General features: G+C 72.5%; 17 protein-coding genes and 1 pseudogene. 7 read left to right on the plus strand and 11 right to left on the minus strand.

The annotated features are described in order from the left end of the window. Window positions 1-10: 10 nt before the first annotated feature. On the minus strand, window positions 11-994 hold the full coding sequence (locus EMA17_RS50065) for a glycosyltransferase family 2 protein (protein WP_246127449.1): 984 nt from the start codon (window positions 992-994) through the stop codon (window positions 11-13). A gap of 350 nt (window positions 995-1,344) precedes the next feature. Here EMA17_RS50065 and EMA17_RS50070 point away from each other — a divergent pair, with 350 nt between their 5' ends. From EMA17_RS50070 to EMA17_RS55705, 4 genes are all read left to right on the plus strand, one after another. Further along, on the plus strand, window positions 1,345-2,871 hold the full coding sequence (locus tag EMA17_RS50070; RefSeq protein ID WP_160161881.1) for an LCP family protein: 1,527 nt from the start codon (window positions 1,345-1,347) through the stop codon (window positions 2,869-2,871). 78 nt (window positions 2,872-2,949) lie between these two features. After that, window positions 2,950-4,326 (plus strand): LCP family protein, encoded by a 1,377-nt coding sequence (locus tag EMA17_RS50080; protein ID WP_174861548.1) that lies wholly within the window; start codon window positions 2,950-2,952, stop codon window positions 4,324-4,326. A gap of 156 nt (window positions 4,327-4,482) precedes the next feature. Continuing rightward, window positions 4,483-6,315: an HSP90 family protein gene (locus EMA17_RS50085; RefSeq protein ID WP_126643888.1), complete on the plus strand. Its 1,833-nt coding sequence runs from the start codon at window positions 4,483-4,485 to the stop codon at window positions 6,313-6,315. A 10-nt stretch (window positions 6,316-6,325) separates the two neighbouring features. Further along, complete coding sequence (locus EMA17_RS55705; RefSeq protein WP_126643889.1) at window positions 6,326-9,154, plus strand: tetratricopeptide repeat protein; 2,829 nt, start codon at window positions 6,326-6,328, stop codon at window positions 9,152-9,154. Window positions 9,155-9,220: 66 nt separating this feature from the next. On the opposite strand, the gene EMA17_RS50095 is transcribed toward EMA17_RS55705, so the two are convergent. The 7 genes from EMA17_RS50095 to EMA17_RS50125 all read right to left on the minus strand — a co-directional run bounded on the left by EMA17_RS50095 (window position 9,221) and on the right by EMA17_RS50125 (window position 19,098). Then, on the minus strand, window positions 9,221-9,694 hold the full coding sequence (locus tag EMA17_RS50095; protein ID WP_126643890.1) for a DUF6299 family protein: 474 nt from the start codon (window positions 9,692-9,694) through the stop codon (window positions 9,221-9,223). A gap of 67 nt (window positions 9,695-9,761) precedes the next feature. Further along, the gene (locus tag EMA17_RS50100; RefSeq protein ID WP_218043280.1) at window positions 9,762-10,253 is read right to left on the minus strand and encodes a GNAT family N-acetyltransferase; all 492 of its coding nucleotides are present in this window, start codon (window positions 10,251-10,253) and stop codon (window positions 9,762-9,764) included. Between the two features lie 561 nt (window positions 10,254-10,814). Further along, entirely contained in the window at window positions 10,815-12,653 is a 1,839-nt protein-coding gene (locus EMA17_RS50105; protein WP_126643891.1) for an LCP family protein, read from the minus strand. A 345-nt stretch (window positions 12,654-12,998) separates the two neighbouring features. Next, window positions 12,999-14,507 carry an LCP family protein gene (locus tag EMA17_RS50110; protein WP_160161882.1) on the minus strand — a complete coding sequence of 503 codons (1,509 nt, stop codon included), beginning with the start codon at window positions 14,505-14,507 and terminating at the stop codon, window positions 12,999-13,001. Window positions 14,508-14,663: 156 nt separating this feature from the next. Beyond that, on the minus strand, window positions 14,664-16,640 hold the full coding sequence (locus EMA17_RS50115; protein ID WP_246127440.1) for an LCP family protein: 1,977 nt from the start codon (window positions 16,638-16,640) through the stop codon (window positions 14,664-14,666). A 256-nt stretch (window positions 16,641-16,896) separates the two neighbouring features. Continuing rightward, on the minus strand, window positions 16,897-18,255 hold the full coding sequence (locus EMA17_RS50120) for an LCP family protein (protein WP_126643893.1): 1,359 nt from the start codon (window positions 18,253-18,255) through the stop codon (window positions 16,897-16,899). A 96-nt stretch (window positions 18,256-18,351) separates the two neighbouring features. Beyond that, window positions 18,352-19,098: a TIGR03089 family protein gene (locus tag EMA17_RS50125; RefSeq protein WP_126643894.1), complete on the minus strand. Its 747-nt coding sequence runs from the start codon at window positions 19,096-19,098 to the stop codon at window positions 18,352-18,354. A 124-nt stretch (window positions 19,099-19,222) separates the two neighbouring features. Here EMA17_RS50125 and EMA17_RS50130 point away from each other — a divergent pair, with 124 nt between their 5' ends. Continuing rightward, a complete protein-coding gene (locus EMA17_RS50130) occupies window positions 19,223-20,353 on the plus strand; it encodes a peptidoglycan recognition protein family protein (protein ID WP_246127443.1) in 1,131 nt (376 codons plus the stop codon). Window positions 20,354-20,402: 49 nt separating this feature from the next. Here the strand turns inward: EMA17_RS50130 and EMA17_RS50135 are convergent, their stop codons facing one another. Next, window positions 20,403-21,602, minus strand: a complete 1,200-nt coding sequence (locus EMA17_RS50135; RefSeq protein WP_218043281.1) for a glycosyltransferase family 4 protein — start codon at window positions 21,600-21,602, stop codon at window positions 20,403-20,405. Window positions 21,603-21,684: 82 nt separating this feature from the next. On the opposite strand from EMA17_RS50135, the gene EMA17_RS50140 reads away from it, so the two are divergent. Together EMA17_RS50140 and EMA17_RS50145 are read left to right on the plus strand one after the other, a co-directional pair. Beyond that, a complete protein-coding gene (locus tag EMA17_RS50140) occupies window positions 21,685-22,614 on the plus strand; it encodes a DNA-3-methyladenine glycosylase family protein (RefSeq protein WP_126643896.1) in 930 nt (309 codons plus the stop codon). A gap of 123 nt (window positions 22,615-22,737) precedes the next feature. Further along, a pseudogene (locus EMA17_RS50145) lies at window positions 22,738-23,181 on the plus strand (SRPBCC family protein); the annotation flags it as partial. Between the two features lie 399 nt (window positions 23,182-23,580). Here the strand turns inward: EMA17_RS50145 and EMA17_RS50150 are convergent. Continuing rightward, on the minus strand, window positions 23,581-24,915 hold the full coding sequence (locus EMA17_RS50150; RefSeq protein ID WP_126643898.1) for a coenzyme F420-0:L-glutamate ligase: 1,335 nt from the start codon (window positions 24,913-24,915) through the stop codon (window positions 23,581-23,583). Then, the gene (gene cofD, locus EMA17_RS50155; protein ID WP_126643899.1) at window positions 24,915-25,877 is read right to left on the minus strand and encodes a 2-phospho-L-lactate transferase; all 963 of its coding nucleotides are present in this window, start codon (window positions 25,875-25,877) and stop codon (window positions 24,915-24,917) included. Before cofD ends, EMA17_RS50150 begins: the two co-directional genes overlap by 1 nt. Window positions 25,878-26,044: the final 167 nt, after the last annotated feature.

Raw genomic sequence — 26,044 nt, forward strand, 5'->3', positions numbered from 1 at the left:
GTGGGAGAACTCAGTGGAGTTCTTCCTCCGGGTGTTCGGTGCCCGCCGAGACCCGGGCGGCCAGGCTCTTGGGGCTGCTCAGGAAACCCGCCCCCCACGACCCGTGCATCGTCGCCAGCACGATCGGCAGCCGGATGAACGCGGCCGGCCGCAGACCTCGGCCCTCCCACGCGACGCCGGCGAGAATGCCGATCACGTAGCCGGCCGGCAGCAGCCACCCGGGCCAGAATCCGAACACACCCGCGACCGTGCCCGCGGCGACCGCGAGCAGCGCGGCCGGCGGCGCCAGGTAGCGGAGGTTGACCGAGCCCTTGTGGTGCCGGGCGACCACGCGCCGCCAGCGGCCGTAGTTGAAGTACTGCTTGGCCAGCGCCCGGGGCGTCTGCCGCGGCCGGTAGGAGACCTTGAGCTGGGGCGAGAACCAGATCAGGTAGCCCGCCTGCCTGATCCGATAGTTCAGCTCCCAGTCCTGGGCACGCTCGAATTCCTCGTTGTACCCGCCCAATTCGTCGAGCACCTCGCGCCGGAAGACCCCGAGGTACACGGTGTCCGCGGGGCCGGCCTCGCCGCCGGTGTGGAAGCGGGCGTTGCCGACGCCGAGCTTGGAGGTCATCGCCCGCGCGACGGCGTCCTCGTACGGGGTCGTGCCCTCGGCGTGCATCAGGCCGCCGACGTTGGCCGCCCCGGTGTCGGCGAGCAACCGCACCGCGGTGGAGATGTATCCGGCCGGCAGGATCCCGTGCCCGTCCACCCGCACGATCACGGGGTGGTTCGACGCCTGGATCGCCGCGTTGAGCGCGCTGGGAGTACGACCGCTCGGATTGGCGACGGTATGTACCCGAATGTCCTCGGCGACCAGCTTCGCGGCGATCGCGTCGGTGTCGTCGGTCGACGGGCCGAGCGCGATCACGACTTCGATCTCGCCCGGATAATCCTGAGCGAGCACACGACCGACGGCCTCCGCGAGATGTCGGGACTCGTTGAGCACCGGCATGATCACGGAGACGGGCGGTTTTTCGGGTAGCGGCTCCACCCTGCGAGCTGAGGGCTCGGGCTTGGCGGGCTCGTCGGTGGTGTGATTCATCGCCTCGGAGCGTACTGCGAATGGCCGGGTCGGCGGGCATCGACCGGGTGGGCGAGCGCGGGGCCGATCGTCGGCGTGCCGCTGCGGTTCGTCCCCGGTCCCGCTTTACGGTGGTTCGACGCCCACCGCAACCGTGGCCGGACGAAGAGGCGTCCTTCGGGTGTAAGCGGGTACGGATGGACATCCGCACGGCGCGCGCCGCCAGGCACGCAACGGAACCGCGCGACGTGATCGGTCCGCGAGGAGGGACACCGCACCCCATGGCGACAACCGGCGGCCGATCCTCGGCGAGAACCCCCCGAGGCGACCGGAACGGGCCGCGCGTCGGCCGCAACTGGCTGGTGCTGCTCACCGGCGCGCTGGCCGCGGCGATCCTGGCCACCAGCGGCATCGGCTGGGCCTGGGTGAAGCACTTCGACGGGAAGATCCAACGGATAGACCCCTTCAAGGACCTGACGGACCGTCCGGACACCGGATCCGGCAAGGACCTGAACTTCCTGATCGTCGGCTCGGACAACCGCGAGGGCATCCCCAGGGAGACGCTGAACAAGCTGCACGCGGGCGGTGAGTCCTGCGACTGCACCGACACGATCATGATCGTGCACCTCAACGGCAAGCGGGACCGGGCGACCATCACCAGCCTGCCGCGCGACAGCTACGTGGACTTCCCCGCGCACAAGGACAAGACCACCGGGCAGCAGCGGGGACCGTCCAAGGGCAAGATCAACGCCGCGTACACGCTCGGCGGCCCGTCGCTGACCGTGGCCACCGTGGAGAAGGCCACCGGAATCCGGATAGACCACTACATCGAGGTCAACTTCGTTTCCTTCGTCAGCGTCGTGGACACCCTCGGCGGCATCGAGATGTGTACGCCCAAGGCGCTGCGCGACCCCAAGTCGGGCCTGGACCTGCCCGCCGGCACCAGCAAGCTGGACGGCGTCAAGGCGCTGCAGTTCGTCCGCGCCCGCTACATCGCCAGCGACCCGACCGGCGACATCGGCCGCACCCAGCGCCAGCAGAAGTTCATTACCCAGGTGCTCGCGAAGGCGACCTCCTCCGGCACGCTGACCGATCCGCTCAAGCTCAAGAACGTGCTGGACGCGGTGCTCGGGTCGATCAAGGTGGACGAGGGGATGAGCTCGCAGTCCTTCCTGGAGCTGGGCACCAAGATGCGCAATCTGTCCAACTCGGGCGTGACCTACGCCCAGGTGCCGCTCAAGAGCATCGACCACCAGGTCCCGGAGTGGGGCTCGACCGTGTTGTGGGACGACGCCAAGGCCCCCGGCCTGTTCCGGGCGATCCGCGAGGACAAGGACCTGATCGCGCCGCCGGAGAAGAAGGCCGACGGGCCGAGCCCGAGCACCGCCGCCGCGCCCTCGCCGGTGTCGGTGGAGGTGGCGCCGGGCGACATCTCGGTGCAGGTGTACAACGGCACCCCGACCACGGGCCTGGGCACCCGCGCGTACGACGACCTCAAGGGCGCGGGCTTCACCATGGCCGGTCTGCCGCGCAGTTCCAACGCCTCGGACGGGACGCGCACGATCATCCGCTACGACCCCAAGTGGAACCGCTCGGTCAAGACGGTGCAGGCCGCGCTGCCGGGCGCGACCTCGGAGCAGGTCACCGGCCTGGGGCGGACGATCGAGGTGATCGTGGGCTCGTCGTACCCGGGCCTGACCCCGGTTCGGGTCGGCGGCACGAACACCGAGGCGCCCTCGACCGACCCGGCCACGCCGAGTCCGGCATACTCCGCCAAATCCGGCGATGAGGTCTCATGTAAGAAGTGAGCATCAAGTGTGGAACAGATGGTCGCCGAGTTCGGCATTCGGTTGCCTCGGGGCTGATCGAGTGACAGCTTCGGGGGCATGAACACGTGGCCGCCGGGGTGGGCGGATGGCGACCAGCAGCCGCAGCAGCCTCCCCCGGGAACGATTCCGAGCCGCCCCGGCGGGAACGCCGCGGGCGGCTATCCACCACCACCGGCGCAGAGCCCGAGCGGATACCCGCCGCCGCCCCGGACCCCCGACGGCTACCCGCGCCCGCATCCCGGCGCGGCCGGGCCGGGCGGCGTGCCGCCGGTGCAGGGGCCGCCCGGCGCGGACGGCTACCCGGCGCAGCCGTCGTTCGCCGACGCGAACGCCGCGCCGGCCGCACCGCCCGGGCCGCCGCAGCGCGCCCCGGGCGAACCGGGCGGCCCGGGTGGTCCCGACGGCCCCGGTGGTCCCGGCGGCCCGCCCGCGCGCCCCCGGCGTCCGGTCAACGTCAAGAAGCGCATCCTCATCGGGATCGGCGTCTTCGTCGCGCTCGTGCTCACGTTCGGCGTGGTGACCTACTTCTGGGCCGACTCGAAGATCCGGCACGAGGACGTCCTGGACAACTACGCGGGCCGGCCCAAGGGCGTCGAGGGCACCACGTGGCTGATCGTCGGCTCGGACAGCCGCGAGGGGCTGGACGCGACCGACCGCAAGAAGCTGCACACCGGCAAGGCCCCGGGCAAGCGCACCGACTCGATGATGCTGCTGCACAAGGGCAAGGGCGGCACCGCGCTGATCAGCCTGCCGCGCGACTCGTACGTGGACATCCCCGCGTTCAGCAAGAACGGCAAGACGGTCAAGGCGCAGAAGAACAAGCTGAACGCGGCCTTCGAGAAGGGCGGCGCGCCGCTGCTCGCCCGCACCGTGGAGATGGCCACCGGCATTCGGCTCGACCACTACGCGGAGATCGGGTTCGGCGGGTTCAACAACATCGTCAACGCGATGGACGGCGTGGACATCTGCCTCAAGGGGCCGATCAAGGACCCGAAGTCCGGGGCGAACCTGGAGGCCGGCTGCCAGACGCTGAACGGCGAGCAGTCGCTGGCCTTCGTGCGCTCCCGCTACTACGACCCGGCGCGCTCCGACCTGGCCCGGATGGAGAACCAGCAGATGTTCCTCAGCGCGCTGGCCAAGAAGGCCAAGTCGGCGGGGATCCTGCTCAACCCGTTCAGCGCCTTCCCGGTCGCCGACGCCTCGCTGAGCGCGGTGACGGTGGACGACGACGCGGGCCTGTTCGACCTGTACGACCTGTTCAAGGACATGGGCAGCCTGTCCGGTGGCAAGGGCGTCACCACCACGGTGCCGATCGCCAACCCCGGCTACATGGTCAAGGACGTCGGCTCGACCGTGTTGTGGGACGACAAGGGCGCCAAGGCGCTGTTCCAGGCGCTGCGCGACGGACGCACGGTGGACGCGACCAAGCACTGACCCGGGGGGGGACGGGGCGCCGGATCGCGGTGCCCCGTCCCGCCCGTGGTGACTGATGGTCGACAAGTGACTCGCCGCCTGTCCCCGTCGTTTCGTACCATCGGCACTCGGCCGGGATGTCGGCCGGCGACCCTGCCCCGAGGTGACTGACTCCGCATGAACGACGCCGCGATATCCGACGCAGACCACACCTTCCAGGTCGATCTGCGGGGTCTGGTCGACCTGTTGTCGCACCACCTCTACTCCAGCCCCCGGGTATACCTGCGCGAGCTGCTGCAGAACGGCGTCGACGCGGTCACCGCGCGGCGGGCCGTCGATCCGGAGGCCGAGGCGGCGATCACCATCACGGTCGCCGACGGCGGGCTGCGCGTCGCCGACACCGGGGTCGGGCTGACCGAGGCCGACGTGCACCGCTTCCTGGCCACCATCGGCCGCAGCTCCAAGCGCGACGCGCTGGAGAGCGCGCGGCGCGACTACATCGGCCAGTTCGGCATCGGCCTGCTCGCCTGCTTCGTGGTCGCCGACGAGATCACCGTGGTGACCCGCTCGGCGCTGACCGACACGCCGCCGGTGGAGTGGAAGGCGGGCGCCGACGGTCGCTACACGGTGCGCACGCTGGACCCGAGCGCACACGAAGCGCCGGGCACCACCGTGTTCCTGACCCCGCGGCGGGGCAGCGAGGCGTGGTTCGCCCCCGAGCGGGTGATCGAACTGGCCCGCGACTTCGGCGCGTTGCTGCCGTACCGGGTGACCGTGGTGGCCGGCGGCGAGCACACCCCGATCACCGACACCCCCGCGGTGTGGGACCGGCCGTACCCGACGGTGGGCCTGCGGCGGGCCGCGCTGACCGCCTACTGCGAGAGCCGGCTCGGCTTCACCCCGCTGGACGTGATCGACCTCGACGTACCGCTCGCGGGCGTGCGCGGCGCCGCGTTCGTGCTGCCGGAGGCGGTCAGTCCGGCGATGCGCGGCAAGCACCGCGTGCACCTGAAGGGCATGTTGCTCACCGAGAACGCCGACGGGCTGCTGCCCGACTGGGCGTTCTTCGTGCGCTGCGTGGTGGACACCGACACGCTGCGGCCCACCGCGTCGCGGGAGAGCCTGTACGACGACGAGTCGCTGGCCGGGGTGCGCGACGCGCTCGGCGGGCACATCCGGGACTGGCTCGCGGACCTGGCCGCGCACGACCAGCCGCGCCTGGCCCGGTTCCTGAGCGTGCATCACCTCGGCGTCAAGGCACTGGCCCGGCACGACGACGAACTGCTGCGCCTGGTGCTGCCGTGGTTGCCGTTCGAGACCACCGACGGGCGGATCGCGCTGGACGAGTTCGCCCGCCGGCACCCGGTCGTGCACGTGACCTCGACGGTCGAGGAGTATCGGCAGGTCGCGCCGATCGCGGCGGCGGCCGGCCTCGGCGTGGTCAACGGCGGCTACACCTACGACCTGGACCTGGTGTACCGGCTCGCGGAGATCAGGCCGGGCACCACCGTCGCCGAACTCGACCCGGACACCGTCACCGCGCACCTGGACGCGGTCGACCCCGCCGTCGAACTGGGCGCGGCGAGCTTCCTCGCGCACGCGCGGGCCGCGCTCGACCCGCTCGCGTGCGACCTGTCGCTGCGCACGTTCCAGCCGGTGACCGTGCCCGCGCTGCTGCTCGACGGGCGCGACGCGCGCGGGGAGCGCGGTCGGGCCGAGGCCGAGCAGGACGCGGCCGGGCGCGGCGACGACCTGTGGTCGGGGATCCTCGGCTCGTTGCGCGATCAGGGCCCGCGCGCGCAGCTCGTGCTCAACCACCTCAACCCGCTGGTCCGCCGGATCGCCGGCCTGGCGGATCCGGAACTGGCCCGGGCCGCGGTCGAAGGGCTCTACGGCCAGGCCCTGCTGCTCAGCCACCGTCCGCTCACCTCGGCCGAGACCGGCCTGCTCGGCCGATCCTTCCTTGGCCTGCTCGAGCGCGCCGTCCACCAGCCGAACCCCGCCGAATAGGAACCCTGTGATGGAAATCCGTGACGACGCCGGGTTCTTCGCTGCCCTGGACGCGAACGAGGAACAGCCCTACGGCAAGGCTCGCACCGCCCGCGCCGAGGAACTGGTCACCGTCGCCGAGCGCATGGGCAACGACGAGAACCTCGCCTGGGCGCTGCTGCGGCTGATCACCGCGTACAACTACGGCGGCGAGTCGCCGCGCACCCCGGTGCCGCTGTCCCGGCTGCTCGGGCTGTGGGACGAGCACCCCGAGGGCTTCGACGAGCAGTTGACCCACCACCTGTTCTGGGATCTGAAGTGGATCACCAGTTCGCTGCTCTCGGTGCCCGAGGTGCCGCTGACCGCGATCCGCGGCTACCTCGCCGACATGGAACGCCGCTACCGCACGGCCGGACACAGCCTGCGGCCGGTGTACCAGAGCCGGTTCTACCTGGCCCGGCACATCGGCGCCGACGCGGAGACCACCGAGGCGTTCGAGGCGTGGCTGGCGGCGGACCGGGACCGGCTGGCCGACTGCGACGCGTGCGAACGGCGCGAGCAGGCCCGCTGGTTGATCGCCCGGGGCCGGGACGCGGACGCGCTCGAACTGCTCGCGCCGACCCTGGACGGTGCGCTCACCTGCGCGGAGGAGCCGCAGGTCTCGTTGGCCACGTCGATGTTGCCGCTGGTGCGCGAGGGCAGCCCGGACCGGGCCCGGGCGCACCACCTGCGCGGCTACCGGTCGGTGCGGGGCAAGGTGAGCACGTACGCGGCGGTCGCCGAGCACATCGAGTTCTGCGCGCTGACCGGCAACGAGGGGCGCGGGATCGAGATCCTGGCCGAGCACCGGGCCTGGCTGGCGCGCCCGCAGAGCGATCCGTCGGACCACTCCGACTTCCTGGCCGGGGTCGCGGTGCTGCTGCGGCGCCTGGTCGCGGTGGGCGGGCCGGAGCTGGTGGTGTTCGAGGACACCACCGCCGGTGGGCTGGGGGAGACGGTCGAGCGGGAGTTGTTCGAGATCGCCGCGCGCTTCGACGCGCGCAACGGGAACGACGCGGTGAGTGCACGGGTGCGGCGCCGGTTGGCGGCGGCCCCGGTGGCGGATTCGCTGCCGCTGGGCCTGCGTTCGGTCCGGGTGGCGTCGCGGGCCGCCGTCGATCCGGCGGCAACCACGGTGTCCGGCAGGGGGGTTGCGGAACTGCTTTCCTATGCGCGCGAGTTGGATGAGCAGGGGCATCCCCGGGCGGAGGCCGCCTGGCGGGACTACGCGGCGGCGGCGCGGGCGCTGGGGCAGGACGTGGACCCGTTCGCGCTCGCCGCGATCACCGAGGCGGACGGCATCGAGCTGGTCGAGGAGGGCGAGTTCGCGGCCGGCGCCGCGGCGCTCGACCGGGCTGCGACCGGCTATCTGGCGGCGGACGCTCCGGGGCGGGCGGTGGGCGCCGAGGTGCGGCTCGCGATGGCCCGGTTCCGCGCCGACGAGCCGGACGCGCTCGCGTTGTTCGACGCGGCGCAGGTCAAGGCCGGCGGATTCCTGCCGGACGACGCCGCGCCGCTCGCGCTGGTCCTGCACCACCGCGCGATCGTGGCCCTTGCGGGCGAGGCCGAGGACGCGGACGCGATCCTGACCGAGCTGCACGACCTGGGTCGTGACCACGGTCTGCGGCACCGCCAGTCGGCGGCGCTGCACATCCGGGCCGAACGGGCGCTCCAGGCCGACCGGACGACGGACGCCGAGGTCGACCTGAGCGCGGCCATCACGCTGTGCCGCGAGGCCGAGCGGCCGTGGCTGGCCTGCCGGCCGCTGTTCCTGCGCAGCCAGGTGCGGATGCGGCTCGCCGACCCGGCGGCGGCCGAGGCGGACATGCGGGCCGCGCTCGAGACGGCCGCGTTCTACACCGAGCCGCAGTTCCCGGTGGGACACGCGCTGACCATGCTGGCCAACGCGATCGGGGCGCAGAACCGGCCCGAGGACGCGCTGCCGTTCGCGCTGGAGGCCGCGCACGTCTTCGACGACGAGGGCGACCCGGAGATGGCCGCGGCCTGTCGACGGGGCGCGGTGGGCATGTTGTTCGGCCTGGGGCGGGACGCGGAGGCCGCGGCGATCCTGGAGGAGTTGCTTCCGGAGGTCGAGGAGCACCACGGCCCGGAACACGCGATGCAGGAACGCTGGGCACTCGGGTTGTGCCTGCGCCGACTCGGCGACACCCGGGAGGCGGCCCGGCACCTGGCGATGGCGGCGGAGACCGCGGTGAAGGTGGCCGACCGCGCGACCCAGGCGGAACTGGCGGTGGCCGCGGCGCACGCGCTCGACGACGCGGGGATGGCCCCGCAGGCCCAGGCGGCGTTCGGGCGGGCGATCGAACTGCTGCGCGCCGAGGGGGATGTGCGCGAGACGGTCCGGGCGCTGCGGGCGAAGGCGTGGAACATCGCGAGCGGCACCGACCGGGAGGACCCGTCGGGGGTGGACCGCGCGGTGGCGCTGTTCGCCGAGGCGCTGCGCGAGCTGGCGGGCGCCGAGACCGGTGCGGGCGCGGCGGACGAGGGGGCGACGATGGTCGCGGTCGAGCGGGCGGGTACGCACCACCAACTCGCCCACCTGCTGGCCCGTGCCGACCGGCTGCACCCCGCGCGGGCGGCGGCGGACAAGGCGGCGACCGCGTATGTGGCGGTGCTGCCCGAGGAGGCCGACGGCTACCTGGACGCGGTGCAACTGGCCGCGCGCATCGAGGCGTTCGGCCTGGACGAGCGCCCGGCGGCGGTGACCCGGTTGGACGTGGCGCTCAAGGTGTGCGCGACGAGCGGGATCACGGCGGTGGAGGAACTGACGGAGCTGCGCGAGGAGTTGGACCGGTCCTGAGCCCGGCCGGGCGTGGTGTCCGGCGCGGCCCGGGGCCGGGTTGGACACCACGCCGGGGGCGGCGGGTCAGACGCGGGTGATCGTCACGTCGCGCGCGTCCTGCGCGAGGATGTTCGGCAGCACCGGGACCACGCCTTCGCCGCGCCGGAGTTCGAGCAGCGTCGCGTCGCCGCGCGCGGGACCGGGCACGAAGTCGAGCGGGGGCCGCTCGGAGCTGCGCCAGTCGTGCGTCAGGCCGTCGCACGTCGCGGTGCTGCCACCCATCGAGATGTGCAGGCCGGCCTGGTCGATGCTGCCGCCGACCAGCACGTTCCCGGTGTGGTCGGCCGAGCAGCGGTAGGTGCCGGAGATCGTGAGGGTTCCGTCGGCCGCCATCCACACGGCGGGGTCGAGCGAGACCTGGTCGTTCGTGACCGGGAGCTGCCGCGCCGGCGGCTGTGCCGGTGCCTGTGCCTGTGCGGCGACGGGGACGAACGCGAGTGCGAGTCCGGCGAATCCGACGGACAGGGCCATGGCCGTACGGCCGGAACTGATCATCATGTCGACGCCAACGATCCCCACCCCCGAAGGTTCCGCTCACGCCTACGAACGGGGGACCCGCCCGGGGTCAGTCGATGTCGAGGGTGGCCTCGATGGTGTCGCCGTGGGCGGTGGGGGTGGCGCGGGTGCGCAGGTGGGCGCCGGCGCCGGTGAGGAGGCGTCGGGCGGCGGTGTTGGCGTCGGTCGTGGTGGCGACGACGCGGGGCGCGCCCTGGGATCGGGCCTCGGCGCGGAGGAGGGCGACGACGGCGCGGCCCACGCCCCGGCCCCGGTGTTCGCGGCCGATCCACAGGCCGGTCTCCAGGTCGCCGTCCGGGGTCGGCTGGAGGCGGGCGGCGCCGACCACCGTGTCGTCGACCAGGATCGCGTAGGTGGTGGGCGTGGCGGCCCACTCGTGATGAAAGGCCAGAAACGCGGCCCGCCGCTCGGCGGTCCACCCGGGCGCCCCGACCACGGCCGGCATCACCTCCTCCGGCTCGGCACCACACACGGCCGCATCCAGCAACGAGGCGGTCGACTCCTCGTCCAACGGCCGAAGCACCACCCGAAAGTCGTCCACCCCCAGAGCCTCCCCACCCCCACAACCCCCGTCAAACCCATTTCCACCCACCTCCCCTCGCACCAGGCTCCCCCTCCGCGCCCGCCTCCCTTCGCGCGCGGCGCGGAGCAGGCCACCTCGCTTGGCGCCCGGCTTCCGTCGCGTCTGGCTCCCCTCGCGCCCGCCTCTCTTCGCGCGCGGCGCGGAGCAGGCCACCTCGCTTGGCGCCTGGCTCTCCCCACGTCCGGCTCCCCTCGCGCCCGCTTCCCTTTGCGCGCGGCGCGGAGCGGGCCGCCTCGCTTGGCGCCTGGCTCTCCCCGCGTCTGGCTCCCCTCGCGCCCGCTTCCCTTTGCGCGCGGCGTGGAGCGGGCCGCCTCGCTTCGTGCCCGGCTCCCTTGGCGCGGCGCGGAGCAGACCGCCTACCTTCGCGCCCCGCTCCGTTGGTATCCGGCTTCCCCCCGGCGTCCGGCTCTCCTCTCGCCCGGCAACGCCCGCCAGGCACCGGCCGCCCGGCCGGCAGGCGTGGGACGGCCGCGCCTCTTCCTCCTGTCGGGGGACGAGGCGCGGCCGTGGGTGGGGTGGTTATCGGTTTTTCTTGGGTGCGCAGACGTTTTTGTCGGCTGTTTCCATGTCGATGTTCTTGGGGGGTTCCGTGGGCGGGGCCGCGTTGTTGGGCGGGGCGGTGCCCGGGTAGTCCTTGCCGATCAGGAGTTCGAAGCGGGTCACCGCGGCGGATGTGCTCTCGGTCAGGGCGCTGTCGGGCAGGCCCGTCGCGGCGGCCAGGGCCTTGGCGGCGTCCAGGCGGCCCTTGGGGTAGGTGATCGAGCTGGTCGGGTGGGTCTTGCCGTCCTTCGCGTTGCCCGCGCTGACCGCGACGAACTTGCGGCCGACCAGGTCCGCCGCCACCTCGTTGGCCCGCTTGTTGACCCCGCTGCCGTTGCGCACGTCGACCTTGAGCGTGGCCGGGTCCACCTTCGGCGCCTCCGGCGTGGGTGTGGTCCCCGGCTGCTGCTCCGCGGGCTTGTCGTCCTTGGTGACCGCGGTGTCCGTACGCAGCATCGCCATCAGGTTGTTGGCCTCGGGCTGCTTCGGCTGCACCTTGACCTTGGGCAGCGGCGGGTATTCCTCGACCGGCAGCGTGGTGAACGCCATCCGCTTCTCGGGGACCTTCTTCAACTGGTTGCCCAGCGAGATCAGCTTGTCCACGCCGCCGAGACCCTTGTCCACGGTCAGCGACTCCACCGCGATGTTGGCGATCTTGAACATGCCCTGGACGTTGGTCAGCGACGCGCTGTTCTTGAGCTTGCGGGTGAGCGCCATCAGGAACGCCTTCTGCGCCTTGATCCGGGCCAGGTCGCTGCCGTCGCCGAAGGCGTGCCGCGCGCGCAGGAACTTCAGCGCGGTCTCGCCGCTGAGGTTCTGGTCGCCGGCGTCGAGCTTGAGGTCGGTGCCGCCCCCCTGGTTCGGCAGCACCGGGTCGTTGATCGGCTCCGAGATGCACATGTCCACGCCGTCGACGGCGTCGGTCATCTTCTTCACGCCGGTGAAGTCGATCATGATGTAGTGATCCACCTGGACCCCGAGCATCTTGTCGACCGTGGACACCGTGCACGGCGGACCGCCGTTGGCCAGGCTCTCGTTGAACGACTGCGGCCCGTTGGAGGCGGGATACGTCTTGCCGTCCACGACACACTTGGGAATCTGCACCATGGTGTCGCGGGGGATGCTGACCAGCGTCGCGTTGCTGCGGTCGGCCGATACGTGCATCAGGATCGTCACGTCGGCCAGGCCCTCGGTGTGCTCGGCCGCGCCGTACTTCTTGCCGAGACCCTTACGGCTGTCGTTGCCGATCAGCACGATGTTCAGCGGCCTGCGCCCGAACGCGTCCTCCTCCGCCTTGGGGACACCTTCGCTGCCCGCGTTCTTCGCGGTGGTGGATATCTTGCTGTCCAGATACTTGATGTAGCCGTACGCCGTGCCGGCCAGCACCACGATCAGCCCCACCACGGTGATCGCGATCCACTTGAGCCGCTTCTTCACCTTGCTCTTGGGCGCGGCCTTGTCCTTGCCCGCGGCGGCGTTGCGGGCGCCCGCGCGCCCGGCGGGGGCCGTTCCCGCGCCGCGCCGACGCGACGCCGCCGCCGGCACGTCGTCGGCGCCCCGATCCGAGCCGGTGCCCCGGCCCGAGGCGGCCTCCACCGCCGACGGCCGGCGCCGGCCCTCGGACGTACCCGCCGCCCCGGAGGTGCGCGGCCGGGTCGTGCCGGGGGCATCGACCGCACCGCCGCCCGGCGCCCGCAGCTCGAAGCTGCCGGTGTCCGGGTTCATCACCCACATGTCCGCGACGTCCGCGTCGTCCATGCCGCCCAGGGGATCGTTGTCCCCGGGCGCGCCACGATGCGGCCCGTTCCCTCTGTTCACGCCGAGATCCCCTCCGGCTGTACCCGCCGCACGGTCCCCCCGGCTGTGCACGGTCCTCTTGGCGACACCGGGGTTCCGGAGCCACCCACACGGAACCCGACGGTGATAAGTGATGGTCGGTATGAAGCAGCAACCATAACCGGCGAGATCTCGCCATGGTCACCGAGACTGCGAAGTCCTGACACTCGAATCATCGGAAAAGGTACAAAAACCTGATCCGACCGTTCCCGATCCGTCGTCAGTCGGTCGACAGCCGGTCATGGACCGGTCGTCGACCGGTCGAGGAGGAGCACGCACAAGCGTCTTGATCCGCACGTCGGGCCTGCCCCCTCGACCGGGCACCGGTCATTTCCGGCGCGGTGAGGCGCACTTCGTGTTGTCGGCCGTCTCCAGGTTCAGGTCGGCGGCCTTGGGCGGCTCGGGCGCCCGCTCCGGCCCGGCGGTCGCCGAACCCGTCGGCGCGCCGCCGCTGCCGCCGGTGTCCGCGTCGGGCAGATCCGTGCCGATCAGCAGCTTGATCGTCGTCTCCCCCGAACGGGCCGCCTCCAGCGCGGTTTCCGGCAGGTTCAGCGCCGCGGCGATCGCCTTGGCCTGTTCCTGTCTGCCTTCGGGGTAGGTGATCCGACTGTTGGCGTGTTCCCGCCCGTCCGGCATGGACGTACCCGAAGTCGCCTTGAAACCCAGCCGCTTGAGCGCGTCGACCACCGGGGCGATTCGTTTCCGCGCACTCCCGCTGTCCACCGTCACCCGGATCTGCGCCGCGTCGGACGGTGCGATCGTCCGCGGCGGTGCCGGCGTCTCGGTCACCGGCGCGGGCGGCGGATCCGTGGCCGGATCACCCGCGGTCAACGGCCGATCGGCGCGGATCGCGGCCCACAGGTTGTCGGCGGCGGGCCGTCTGGGCTGGACCTGATCCGGTGCGGGCCGGTAGGTCTCGGTCGGCAGCGTGGTGAACGCCATGCGCTTTTCCGGCACCTTCTTGATCTCGTCGGCGAGGTCGATCAGCTTGTCCACGCCCGCCAGGTCGTTGTCGACGGTCAACGCGCCGACCGCGCTGTTGGCGATCCGGAACATGCCGTCCACGTTGGTCAGTTTCGCGTTGCTCTTCAACTCGCGCGCCAGCGACGCCAGGAACACCTTCTGCGCCTCGATCCGCGCCAGGTCGCTGCCGTCGCCGAACGCATGGCGCGCGCGCAGGAATTGCAGCGCGTCGTTGCCGCTCAGGGTGTTCGGGCCGGCCGGCAGGTCCAGTCCGGTGCCGCCGCGCTGACCGGACAGGACCGGGTCGTGGATCGGCGCGTCCAGGCAGATCGGCACGCCGCCGACCGCGTCGGTGAGGTCGCGGACTCCCTTGAAGTTCACCTCGACGTAGTGGTCGATGCGCACCTGGAGCATCCGGTCCACCGTCGCCACCGAGCACGGCGCGCCGATGCTGCGGAAGCTGTCGTTGAACTGGCCGAACCGGGCCTCGGTGACCTTCTTGTCCTTGCCCTTGCCGATCTCACATCGCGGGATGTCCACCATCGTGTCCCGGGGGATGTTCACCAGCGTGGCGTTGGAACGGTCGGCGGACAGGTGCATCAGGATCGCCACGTCGGCGAGCCCTTCGTGCCCCTCCGCGCCGTAGCGCCGGCCCTCGCCGATCCGGCTGTCGTTGCCGATCAGCAGGATGTTCATCGGACTTCGGCCCTGGGCGTCCTTCGGGGACGCCGGTGGTCGGTTGTTCTTGTCGGCGGTGATCTGGGTGTGGTGCAACTTCCCGTTCAGGTACCGGATGTACCCGTACGCGCTGCCGGCCAGGATCAGCAGGACACCGACCACGGAGATCGCGATCCACTTGAGGCGCTTCTTCACCGTGCTCTTTCTGCGTCCGTCCCGTGCACCGGGTGCCGTGGGTCCCCCGGTTCCGGTCTCCGCGTCCGTGCCCATGTGTGGCGTCCCCTCCGGCGACCTGCCGGGGGCGTCGCGGTCCGCGACGTCCCCGGCTCTCCCTGATGCGGTGTCGATGAATCAGCCCGCGCACACGTCCTGTTCCGCCGTTCGTCCCGAGACGGTGACGATGGGGCTCGTGTCCGCGGGCGTGGTCGGCTGGGTCGACGGGATGCCGGCGGTCGACGTGGGGTTCGGCGTGGACGTCGTCGACGACGGCCCGGCCGTGGCCGACGACGTGGCACCGGCGGGGGACCGCGTGGTGGTGCCCTTGCCCGGGGCGGTCGGGGTGACGGTCACCCGTTCGCCGTTCTCGTCGATCGTGGTGCGCGTGGACGGCAGCGGGGTCGCCGGCTGCTCGATCCGCACCTCGCCGTTGTTCTCGAAGCCGTTCTCGTCCTTGCCGCTGACGCCCGCGCCGACCGCGACCCGGTCGAACCGGATCGCGTCGAACAGCCGGTCCGCCTTGGGCTGGACCAGTTCGTCCCGGTCGGTGTCGAACCGGTACGGCTGACGGGGCACGGTCAGGAACGCGACCTTGTCGTTCGGGATGCCCTTGATGCTGTCGGACAGGTCCATCAGCTCCTTGAGCGAGCTCAGTCCCGGGTCGGCGGTGATCGACCGGGTTCCGGCGTCGAGGAGGTTGTACAACTTCCACGGCTGGGTCAGCATGTCGCCGACCTTGACCTTCTTAACGAGCGCGGCCAGAAAACGCTGCTGTCGGGTCATCCGCTGGGTGTCGCTGCCGTCGTCGACGTTCTTGCGGGCGCGTACGTAGCCGAGCGCCTGCTCGCCGTCGAGCTTGTGCTTGCCGGCCGGCAGGTCGAGTTTGGCCGCGGTGTCGCGCATCGGGCGGCTGAGGCACACCTCGACGCCGTTGACCGCGTCGACCATGTCCTTGAAGCCGGAGAAGTCGATCACGATGTGGTGGTCGACCCGGACCTTGGTCATCTGCTCGATGGTCTTGATCGTGCAGGCGGCGCCGCCGATCTCGAACGCGTGGTTGAACTGGTCCCGGTACGCCCGCGACTTGCTGCCGTCCGGCCGCACGCAGGAGGGGATGTCCACCATCAGGTCGCGCGGGATGCTGACCGCGACCGAGCTCTTCCGATCGGCGGCGAGGTGCAGCAGGATCGTCGTGTCGGAGCGCTTGGTGCCCTCGCCGACGTCGCCGTACTGCTTGTTGTCGCCGCTGCGGTCGTCCGAGCCCATCATCAGGATGTTGGCGGCGTCGTGCGTTCCCGCCACCACCTGCGGGCGTTCGGCCTCCGGGCCGAGCTTCGCGGTCAGGTCCTCGGTGGTGATGTTGCCGTCCAGCTTGCGGTACAGCGTGTAGACCACGACGCTGCCGGCGACCAGGCTCAGGGCCACGGTGACGGTGACGCCGATCAGGATGCGCTTGTACACCCGGCGGCGTCGGTCGCGCCGGGTCCGCCGGTCGGCCGCCTTGCCGCCGTCGGCGGCCATCGCGGCCACGGCGGCGGTGAGCGGGTCGCCGGCCGCCGGGGGAGGAGTGGTGGTGGGGACGGTGGCGGGCCCGGTCGCGCCCGCCGCGCCGGGGGCCACCTCGGCCGCCGCGCCCTCGGTCGCCGTGCCCCCGCTCGGCTCGCCCGCCGAACCCTCGCCCGATTCACCCGAGTTGCCCGCCGGGCCTTCGCCCGATTCGCCCGCTTCGCCTGCCTTGCCCGCCGCGATCGCGCCGGCCTCGCCCGCCTCCGCGGCATCGCCGGTCGCGGCGACGTCCTCCGTGCCCGGTGTCGGTGCGGGGTCGGCCGCCGCGGATTCGCCTACCGGTTCGGCGGTGTCGGGCCCGGTCGCCGCACCCGAAGTCGGCGTCGCGGGGGCCGCGTCCGCGCCCGAGGCGGCCGCGTCCGGGGTCACCGCGTCCGCGCCCGGCGCCTCCGCGTCCCGCGCGTCGCCGGCCTCCGGGGCCTCCGCCGGTCCGTTCGGAGGCGGAGTCGCGGATATGTCCGGTTCGGTCGGGGTCTCGGGCGCCGTTTCCGGGCTCGCGTCCCGACCGGATCCGGCCTGCTTGCCGGCCCGTTCGCTGTCACTCACGTCGTGTCTGCTTCTTTCCCCAAGGCGCCCAACGCTCATCAAGCGACGAACCGCGCGTGGGGCGGCCGTTGCACTGATAGACGTGGCGCCGGTTCTTCGAGTTGCGTGCACCCTTGTGCGTGTGACACAGGTCACGCCGAACCGTCGCAACACCACGTGCCGCCCCGGCCCGCACGGCTGCCGGCACGTTATCGTGCGCGACCCCCCGGGTCGGCCCCCAGGTGGGGCGCCGGCCCGCAGCCGCGATGACGCGCCGTCAGTTCGCCTTGCAGATGTCCTGGTCCCCGTTGCGGGTGTCGGCCCTCACCGGCGGCTTCACCGGATCGATCGCACCGGCACCGGCCGGGGGCGGGGCGGACGCGGGAGCCGCGCCCGGACCGCCGAGTGCTCGCGCGGGCGCACCGGCCGGGACCGCCCCACCCGCGGGCGGGACCGGGGCGGGCGCCGGTTCCACGCCCGGTCTGCGCCGACCGTCCAGCGGCTCGTCGTGGTTGATCGCGTCGAACAACCGCCGGGCCTCGGGCTGGATCAGCGCGACCCGGTTGTTGTCGCCCGGCGGGTTGTACACCGGGATCTGCGCGAAAGTGATGTTCCTCGTCTCCAGGTCGCGCATCCCGCGTGCGAGATCGACCAGCGCGGAGACCGAGTCCAGGCCCTCGTCCGCCCGGATCGACCTGGTCAGCGCGTCGGCGAGGGCGAACAACCGGGTCGGGCTGGTCAGCGTGTCGCCGCTGCGGATCCGCTTGGCGATCGAGGCCACGAACGCCTGTTGCCGCTTGATCCGGCCCAGGTCGCTGCCGTCGCCGCCGAGCCCGACGTCGTGGCGCAGCCGTACGTAGTCCAGCGCCTCCCGACCGTGCACCTTGCGCCGGCCGGCCGACAACGAGATGTTGCCCTCGCGGTCCTGCACGGTCCTGGGCAGACAGATCTCCACCCCGTCGACCGCGTCGACCATGCCCTTGAAGCCGGCGAAGTCCACGACGATGTGGTGGTCCACGCGCATCGCGGTGACCTTTTCGACGGTGTTGCGCGTACAGGCCGCGCCGCCGAGTTCGAACGCCGAATTGAACATCACTCCGCGCTGCTCGGCCGAGCGCGACCCGTCCCCGGTTACGCACGAGGGCACGGTCACCAGCAGGTCGCGCGGGATGCTCATGACCACCGCGCGTTCGCGGTCGGACGTCAGATGCACGAGGAGCGTGGTGTCCGAGCGCTCGCCGATGTCGCCCCCGCCGCCGAGCGCGCGGTTCTCGCCGGCCCGCGAGTCCGAGCCGATGATCAGCAGGTTCATCGGCTTGCCCTTGCCGTTGCCGCCCACGTCGGGACGGTCGGCGTTGAGCTTGCCGTCGACCGGGTCGGTCTTGATGTTGCCGTCGAGCCGCTGATACGCGACGTAGGCGGCCGACACGCCGGTCAGCAGGATCAGCGTGATGCCCACCCCGATCGGCAGGAACACCCGGCGCCGCCGGTTGCGCCTGCGGCGCGCGCGCCGGGTGGCGGCCCGACCGGCGGCGGCGTCGACCGGCGTGGACTCGTACTCCGGGCACGCCGCCGGTTCGGGCGGGTCGGGTTCGGGCGCACGTTCGGACCGGTACAGGTGATCCCACACGTCCATGAACCCCACGCCTCCCCGCCTGCTGAGGGACCGCCGGGCACGGCACTACGGGCGGTCGGGGCCACGAAAGCGCAGCCCGACCCGTCTTGTCATGGACTAGTCGTCGGAACGGGTGACGGCGCGCGTGACGCGCTCCGCCTCGATTCGCCGATCCAGCAGGGATTCGTCCAGGTGGCGGCATACGACGACGGGTACGGACGCGGCCAGGGGCGCGAGCAGGCCCGCCCGCAATCCACCCGTTCGGGCGAAGCTCGAAGAGGTGAGCAACCGATCGCCGGGGCCGAGGTTCCACTCCCGGGCGGCGGCCTCGCCCGACGCGGCCAGGTCGCCGGCGGTGTGCTCGCGGCCGGCCTCGATCAGCGCCGGCGCGTCGGCGCGCGCCGAGCCGTCGGGCACGAACCGGTCGCCGTGTCCGGCCACTTCCGCCGCGTAGTCCAGGAAACCGGCCGGCGGCTCGGGGAAGCGCCCGCCCATCGGCCGCAGGGCCAGGGCGACCCGCTCGCCGGGGCAACTCGCCGCCCGGTCGAGCGTGTCGGGGCCGGACACCACCACGTCGGCGTCGGCGGGATCGCCGTCGAAGGTCACCGCCAGGCCGAGCGACCACGCGGCGAGCAGCCACACCTGGGTCTGCCAGTGCGCGGGCAGCAGCAGCGACACCCGGGCACCGGGCTCGACCGCGAGGTCGTCGCGCAGCAGATTCGCCGTCTTGGCGACCCAGTTGTCGAACGTCGCGACGGAGAGCTCGACCCGCTCGCCGGTGGCGTCGTCGTAGAAGGTGGTGAAGGGCCGCGCGGAGTCGGCGGCGAGCGCGGAGCGCAACTGATCGACCGGAGTGCTGGGCATGCGCCAAGCCTATCGAGCGCACGAATTCATACGACAAACGGGTGTAATTGCTGCATTTGGTATAAGCGTTGTAGTGGGATCGGGCACCAGCACGACTCCACCGCCCACGATGGAGGGCCCGCCCGTGTTCACCAGAATCGTGCTGTCGATCGTCGCCCTGGCCGTGCCGACCGTGCTCGTCGGACCTCCCGCGCGGGCCGACGCGGGACCGAGCACCCCCGGTACCACGATCACCCTGCCGCTGACCGGGGTCGAACAGGAGTCCGACGTCGCCGCGCCCCGCGAGGGCCGGACCGGGGTACTGACCGCCGAACGCGACACCGCGGCCTTCTCGTTGCTCGGCGTCACCTGGGCCGACCCCGACCCGGCCGCGGGCGCGCGTGTGGTCGTGCACGTACGCACCCGCGCCGGCGGAGTGTGGAGCCCCTGGCACGCGCTGCACGCGAGCGGCGACGGCATCGGGCCGGACGAGGGTCGCGTCCGCGGCGGCACCGAGCCGTTCTGGACCGGTCGTTCCGACGGTGTGCAGATCCGCGTGGGCGTGCTCGACGGGACGCTGCCGGCGGACCTGCGGGCCGAACTCGTGGACCCCGGCGAGTCGATCGTCGACCGCGTGCCGCCGCGCACGACCCGGCCCGATCGGGTCAAGGGCCGCGCCGAGCGGCCCGCGATCGTGGCCCGTCGCGACTGGGGCGCGGACGAGTCGCTACGGGACACGAAGTTCAAGTACACCGGCACCGTGCGCGCCGCGTTCGTGCACCACACCGCCGACGGCAACGACTTCCCGTGCAGCGACTCGGCCAAGGTGATCCGCTCGATCTATCGCTACCACGTGCAGACCAACGGCTGGGCCGACGTGGGCTACAACTTCCTGGTCGACCGGTGCGGCACCGTCTTCGAGGGCCGCGCCGGCGGCGTGGACAAGCCGGTGCTCGGCGCGCATACGCTCGGCTTCAACACGGACAGCATGGGCGTGGCCGCGATGGGCACCTACACCGGCGCCGAACCGCCCGGGCCGATGCTGATCGCCCTGTCCGGCCTGATCGCCTGGAAACTCGGCCTCGACGACCGCGACCCGGCCGGCCGGGTCACGCTGACCTCCTCCGACAGCGGCAGCCGCTATCCGAAGGGCTCGACCCACTCCTTCGACGTGATCTCCGGCCATCGGGACGCGTTCAACACCGAGTGCCCCGGCCAGGCGCTCTACGAGCAACTGCCCGCGATCCGCAAGGACGTGGCCGTGCGGCTGGGCTGACGGCGGCGCGCGGACGGCACCGCGGCCTCGGAGCCGGCGGCGGGCGGGCCTACCGTGCGCCCTTGTCGACGATCTCCCGCAGGCGCTCCACCAGCGGCTCGACCACCGCCTCCGGGACGAACCGCTCCCGCGCCAACGCGACCGCCGCCGCGCGCAGTCGGGCCACCTCCGGCGGATGCTGGGCCAGCCGGCGCAGCGCGTCGGCCAGCGCGTCGGAGTCGCCCGCCGGCACGAACAACCCGGCCGCGCCGAGCAGTCGGCGCTGCGGCGCGGTGTCCGAGGTGAGCACCGCGCACCCCGCCGCAGCGCCCTGGAAGACCTTGTTCGGCACCAGCCGCAACGCCTTGGCGCCGGTGCCGAACACCCCCAGGCACACGTCGTGCGCGGCGACCAGGCGCGGCAGTTCGGCCTCGGGCACCCAGGTCCGCCAGGTCACCCGGGGCGCGTTCGGCCCGACCAGGTCCTTCGTGCGCTGGGCCTGGAGGCCGCGGCCGATCATGGTCACGGTGATCGGATAGCCGTCCAGCCGACTGAGCGCGGCGCCGATCACCGGCGCGCCCTGCACCGGCGAGTACAGCCCGACCGAGATCACCCGCAGGTCCTCGCCCGGCCGGAAGTCCGACTCGAGGTCGGCCGCGCGTTCGCCCGCCCGCTCGGCCGGCGTGTCGACGAGCGGACCCTCGGGCGCGGGTACCCGCCGATCCGCCGCCCGCCCCGCGTCGAACCACATCGGCGCGGCCCCGATCGGCACCACCACGGCCCGATCCCGTTGCGGCGGCGCGAGCACGCGGCGGTGCTCCTCGGTGTCCACCAGGATCAGTCGCGCCGCGGCGATCGCCGCCTGCTCGATCCGGTCCACCTTGCGCAGCTCGGCCTGGGCGGCGTGGCCCAGCCGATCGGCCACGTCGTCCACGCTCTCCAGGTGGTCCAGCACCAGCGGCACCCCTGGGAACAACCGCCGCGCGATCTGGATGTCGAGCCGACCCTGATAGCCGACGATCACCACGTCGGGCCGCGGCGCGCGCCGCGCCTTGGCCACCAACTCCGCGATGCACCGCGCGTGCCGTATTCGCTGGCGGGGGATCCCGGGATGCGTCGACGGCGGCGGGACCATCGGGCCCGCGTCCATGTGACCGAGCGGAACGTTGCAGGTCACCACCTCGATGCCGTGCCGCCGCAAGCCCTCGATGAGGATTCCCACCCGGGGGTGGACGGTCGTGTCATAGGTGCCGAACGCCATCACCCGCATAGCTGAAGTCTGCTCTGCGCACATCGGCACAAAACCGGGAAGGTACCGTGGCGGTCCGAACCCGGACCCCGAGGAGAGCCCGTTGCACCCCAGTGCCCACCGGCGCGTGTGGCGACCCGGGTTCGCCCTCGATCTCCGGCTCACCCTCGGCCAACTGCGCCGGGGACACAGTGATCCGACGTACCACGCGGGCACCGACGGCTCGGTGTGGCGTACCTCGCGCACCCCCGAAGGGCCGTGCACGCTGCGCGTGATCGATCGACCCGCGACCGGTGAGATCGAGGCGAGCGCGTGGGGGCCGGGCGCGCGGTGGCAGCTGCACGCGCTGCCGGCGCTGCTCGGCGCCGACGACGACCCGGCCGCGCTCGTCGCCCGCCACCCGATCGTGCGGGACGCGCAACGCCGGTACACCGGCCTGCGGATGCCGCGCAGCGCGCTGGTCCTGGCCGCCCTGGTGCCGTCGATCCTGGAGCAGAAGGTCACCACGATCGAGGCGCGCCGGGCCTTTCGGCTGCTGCTGGGCAAGTACGGCGAGGCCCCGCCCGGCCCGGCGCCGGCGGGCCTGCGGGTGATCCCCGACGCGCGCACCTGGGCGCTGATCCCGTCCTGGGACTGGGCCCGCGCCGGGGTGGACGGGCGCCGCTCGCGGACCGTGATCGAGGCGACCCGGGTGGCGAGCCGCCTGGAGGCGACCACCGAGGTGTCGCACCCCGAGGCGGCCCGGCTGCTGCGCCTGGTGCCCGGGATCGGGGTGTGGACCGCGGCCGAGACCATGCAGCGCTCGCACGGCGACCCCGACGCGCTGTCCGTGGGCGACCTGCACCTGCCCAAGACCATCGGCTTCGCGCTCGCCGGGCACGCCGTGGACGACGCCGGAATGCTCGAACTCCTGGCCTGCTACGGGGGAAACCGGCACCGGGCCGCGCTGCTGATCCGCATGTCGGGGGTCAAGGTCCCGCGCCGGGCGCCCCGCTACGCCCCGCGCCCGCACTTCACCGGCAGGACCCTGTGACCGGTCGTCCCCCGGTGGGCGCCACGTTTGTCCCCCGAAGCCTCGGGCAGCCGTTCGGGTGAAGGACCCGGCTGCGCAGCACGGCAGCTCGGAACCGACACCGAGAACGAGGAGGAAGTGCTCGTGACGACCGTCCAGCACTCGATCGACGTGGACGTGCCGGTCCGCACCGCCTACAACCAGTGGACCCAGTTCCGGGAGTTCCCGCGGTTCATGAACGGGGTCGAACGGATCGACCAGATCAACGCCACACACACCCACTGGGTGACCAGAATCGCCGGAGTGACCCGGGAGTTCGACGCCGAGATCACCGAACAGCGGCCCGACGAGCGGGTCGCGTGGAAGACCGTGGACGGCCCGCATCAGGCGGGTGTGGTCACCTTCCATCGGCTCGACGACGTGCACACCCGGGTGATGTTCCAGATGGAGTTCGACCCGGACGGCCTGGTGGAGACGGTCGGCGACAAGCTCGGCTTCGTCCGCGGCCGGACCAAGGGCGACCTGGAGCATTTCAAGACGTTCGTGGAGGAGCGGGGCCGGGAGACCGGCGGTTGGCGCGGTGAGGTCGAGCCGCCCGGCGGCCACGGGTCCGCCGATCTGCCGCAGACGCCGCCTCCGCCCTACCCCGGCCCCGGTATGCGGCCCACTCCTGGGCGGACCGGAGCCCCGGGCGGCGGGCACATCCCGCCGCCGCGCCCGCAGGCTCCGCCGACCGTCGGCGGCGGCGGGACGCAGGGTTACTGACCAGGCGTGAAGCCCCCGGACATCGGCCGGACGCCGCCGTCGACCCGACGTCGGCGGCGGTGTGGGCCCGCCGATTCCGGGCCGGCAGCGCCGAGCGGTGACGAACCGCGGTGAACCGCGGCGAAAGGGTGGGCCCGTCGCGAGCCCACCCCTTCGCCATGTCCGGGTGTCCGGGTGTCCCGGTTCCGTCGCCTTCGCCGTCGTCGTCCTCCGGCGCCGCGCTCAGCGCACCACGATCACGTCGTCCGCCGCGCGGGCCGGACGCTCCCGGGGCGGCTCGGCCGGCCGGCCCACCGCGACGGCGCCCATCGGGTCCCAGTCGGCGGGCAGCGCGAGCGTGGCGCGCACCACGTCCGGACAGAACATCGTCGACGACACCCACGCGGACCCCAGGCCCTCCGCGGTCAGCGCGATCAGCAGATTCTGTACGGCGGCGCCCGCCGCGACGGTGAACATCTCCCGCTCGGCGCGCGAGCGCACCGGGTCGGGGTAGGCGTGCGCGCCGTCGGTGACCAGGCACGGCACCACCAGGTACGGCGCGTTGCGCAACACGTCGCCGCGCCCCACGCGCCGGGCGATCCGCTCCTCGTCCAGCCCGTCCGCGCGCAGATCCGCCACCCACCGGGAGCGCATCGCGTCGAGCAGGGCGGTCCGGGCCGGCGCGGTCTCCAGGAGGACGAAGCGCCACGGCACGGTGTGATGCGGCGCGGGCGCGGTGATCGCGGCGGCCACCGCGCGGCGCACCGCCTCCGGATCCACCGGCTCGTCGGTGAACGCGCGCACCGTACGCCGGGCGGTGATCGCGGTACGGGCCCCCTCGGCGACCGCCTCGGCGGTACCGAGTCGGAACATGTCGTTCTCGGCGTCGCGCACCAGCGGCCGCACTCCGGCCCCGTCGGCCTCGGTGACCAGGTGTGCGAGGCCGCGCACCACCGCCACCGGGACGGCGCCGGCCTTGCCCTTGACCAGTTCGGCGGCGGCGGCGAGTTCGTCGACCACGGCGGTGATCGTCACCGCCAACTCGTTGCCGTGCGTGTCGATCCGGCCCCGGTGGTCGTCGACCGCGGCCAGTCCGGCGACGCCGATCGCGACGTCGGTGACCCCGTTGCGCCACGGCCGGCCGAAGGTGTCCGACACCACGACGCCCACCCGCACGCCGGACCGCTCGGCCAGCGCCGCCCGCAACCGCCGGGCGGAGGCGTCCGAATCCTCGGGCAGCAGCAACAGCGTGCCCGACTCGGTGTTGGAGGCGTCCACACCGGCGGCGGCCATCACGAAGCCGTGCCGGGTCTGCACGATCCGGGTCGACCCCCTGCGGGCGACCAGGCGGACCGCCTCGGCGTCGATCACCTTCTCCCGATCGACCCCGCGCAGCAGCCGCCCCTCGGCCTTGCTGAGGATCTTCGAGGTGACCACGAGCACGTCGCCGTCGCGCAGCCCGGGGCCGTCCGGGCCGGCCGCCGCGTCCGCGATCAGCGCGGCCAGGTCCGCGCCTTCGCCGATCTCCGGCAGTCCGGACACGCCCAGGATCGAGTAGCCGCTCGGCGGGGCGCCCATCACCGCACCTCGTCCGCGAGCGCGAGCGCGGCCCGGGCCATCTCGGCGGTGGCCTCGACGTCGCTCATCAACAGCGGGATCGCCCGACACGGGATGCCGGCCGCCTCGACGCTCAGCACGGCCGCGGCGTCGATGGTGTCCACGAGCCAGCCGTCGAGCAGACCCGGGCCGTAGTGCTGCGCGACCGCCGCCGCGCTCGTCTCCACGCCGACGGCCTCCAGGACCCGGTCGGCCATGCCGCGCACCGGGGCGCCCCCGATGATCGGCGACAGGCCGATCACCGGCGCCTCGGCGGCCACCAGCGCCTCCCGGATGCCGGGCACGCCCAGGATGGTGCCGACGCTGACCACCGGGTTCGACGGCGGGAACAGGATCAGGTCGGCCTCGGCGATCGCCTCCAGCACGCCGGGCGCGGGCTTGGCGGTCTCGATCCCGACCGGCACGATCGCGTGCGCCGTGGGCGCGGCCCGCAGGCGCACCCAATACTCCTGGAAATGCACCGCCTTGCGGGTGCCGGGTTTGTCCGGATCATCGATCACCACGTGCGTCTCGACACGATCGTCGCTCATCGGGATCAGCCGCACCCCCGGCTGCCACCGCGCGCACAGCGCCTCGGTGACGGCCGACAGCGGATACCCGGCGCCGAGCATCTGGGTCCGCACGATGTGGGTCGCGTAGTCCCGATCGCCGAGCCCGAACCAGGTCGGCTCGACCCCGTAGGCGGCCATCTCCTCGCGAATGCTCCACGACTCGTCCCGACGCCCCCAGCCCTGCTCCTCGTTGATGCCGTCGCCGAGCGTGTACATGACGGTGTCGAGGTCCGGACACACCTTCAGCCCGAACAGGTGGATGTCGTCCCCGGTATTGCCGACGACGGTGATCTCCGCTTCCGGAACGGCCGCCTTGAGCCCCCGAAGAAACCGAGCCCCGCCGATACCGCCGGCCAGTACAACGATGCGCATGAAACCAGTCTCGCAGCACCCGAGCCCGAAGCACGGGGGTGGGCGACGTGGGGGGCGGGGAGATGGGCTCGTAAGCAGGGGGGGCGGGGGTGGGGTGCGGGGTGCGTCGGGGGGTGGGAGTCGGGCGAGTTGGGTGGGGTGGGGGTGTGGGGCGAGTTGGGTGGGGG

The organism is Embleya hyalina (assembly GCF_003967355.1).
In the GTDB taxonomy this organism is placed as follows: domain Bacteria; phylum Actinomycetota; class Actinomycetes; order Streptomycetales; family Streptomycetaceae; genus Embleya; species Embleya hyalina.

Coding starts and splice junctions, on each gene's coding strand:
- EMA17_RS50065 (WP_246127449.1), bottom strand. CDS start 994: ATGCCGGTGCTCAACGAGTCCCGACATCTCGCGGAGGCCGTCGGTCGT.
- EMA17_RS50070 (WP_160161881.1), top strand. CDS start 1,345: ATGGCGACAACCGGCGGCCGATCCTCGGCGAGAACCCCCCGAGGCGAC.
- EMA17_RS50080 (WP_174861548.1), top strand. CDS start 2,950: ATGAACACGTGGCCGCCGGGGTGGGCGGATGGCGACCAGCAGCCGCAG.
- EMA17_RS50085 (WP_126643888.1), top strand. CDS start 4,483: ATGAACGACGCCGCGATATCCGACGCAGACCACACCTTCCAGGTCGAT.
- EMA17_RS55705 (WP_126643889.1), top strand. CDS start 6,326: ATGGAAATCCGTGACGACGCCGGGTTCTTCGCTGCCCTGGACGCGAAC.
- EMA17_RS50095 (WP_126643890.1), bottom strand. CDS start 9,694: ATGATGATCAGTTCCGGCCGTACGGCCATGGCCCTGTCCGTCGGATTC.
- EMA17_RS50120 (WP_126643893.1), bottom strand. CDS start 18,255: ATGGACGTGTGGGATCACCTGTACCGGTCCGAACGTGCGCCCGAACCC.
- EMA17_RS50125 (WP_126643894.1), bottom strand. CDS start 19,098: ATGCCCAGCACTCCGGTCGATCAGTTGCGCTCCGCGCTCGCCGCCGAC.
- EMA17_RS50135 (WP_218043281.1), bottom strand. CDS start 21,602: ATGCGGGTGATGGCGTTCGGCACCTATGACACGACCGTCCACCCCCGG.
- EMA17_RS50150 (WP_126643898.1), bottom strand. CDS start 24,915: ATGGGCGCCCCGCCGAGCGGCTACTCGATCCTGGGCGTGTCCGGACTG.
- cofD (WP_126643899.1), bottom strand. CDS start 25,877: ATGCGCATCGTTGTACTGGCCGGCGGTATCGGCGGGGCTCGGTTTCTT.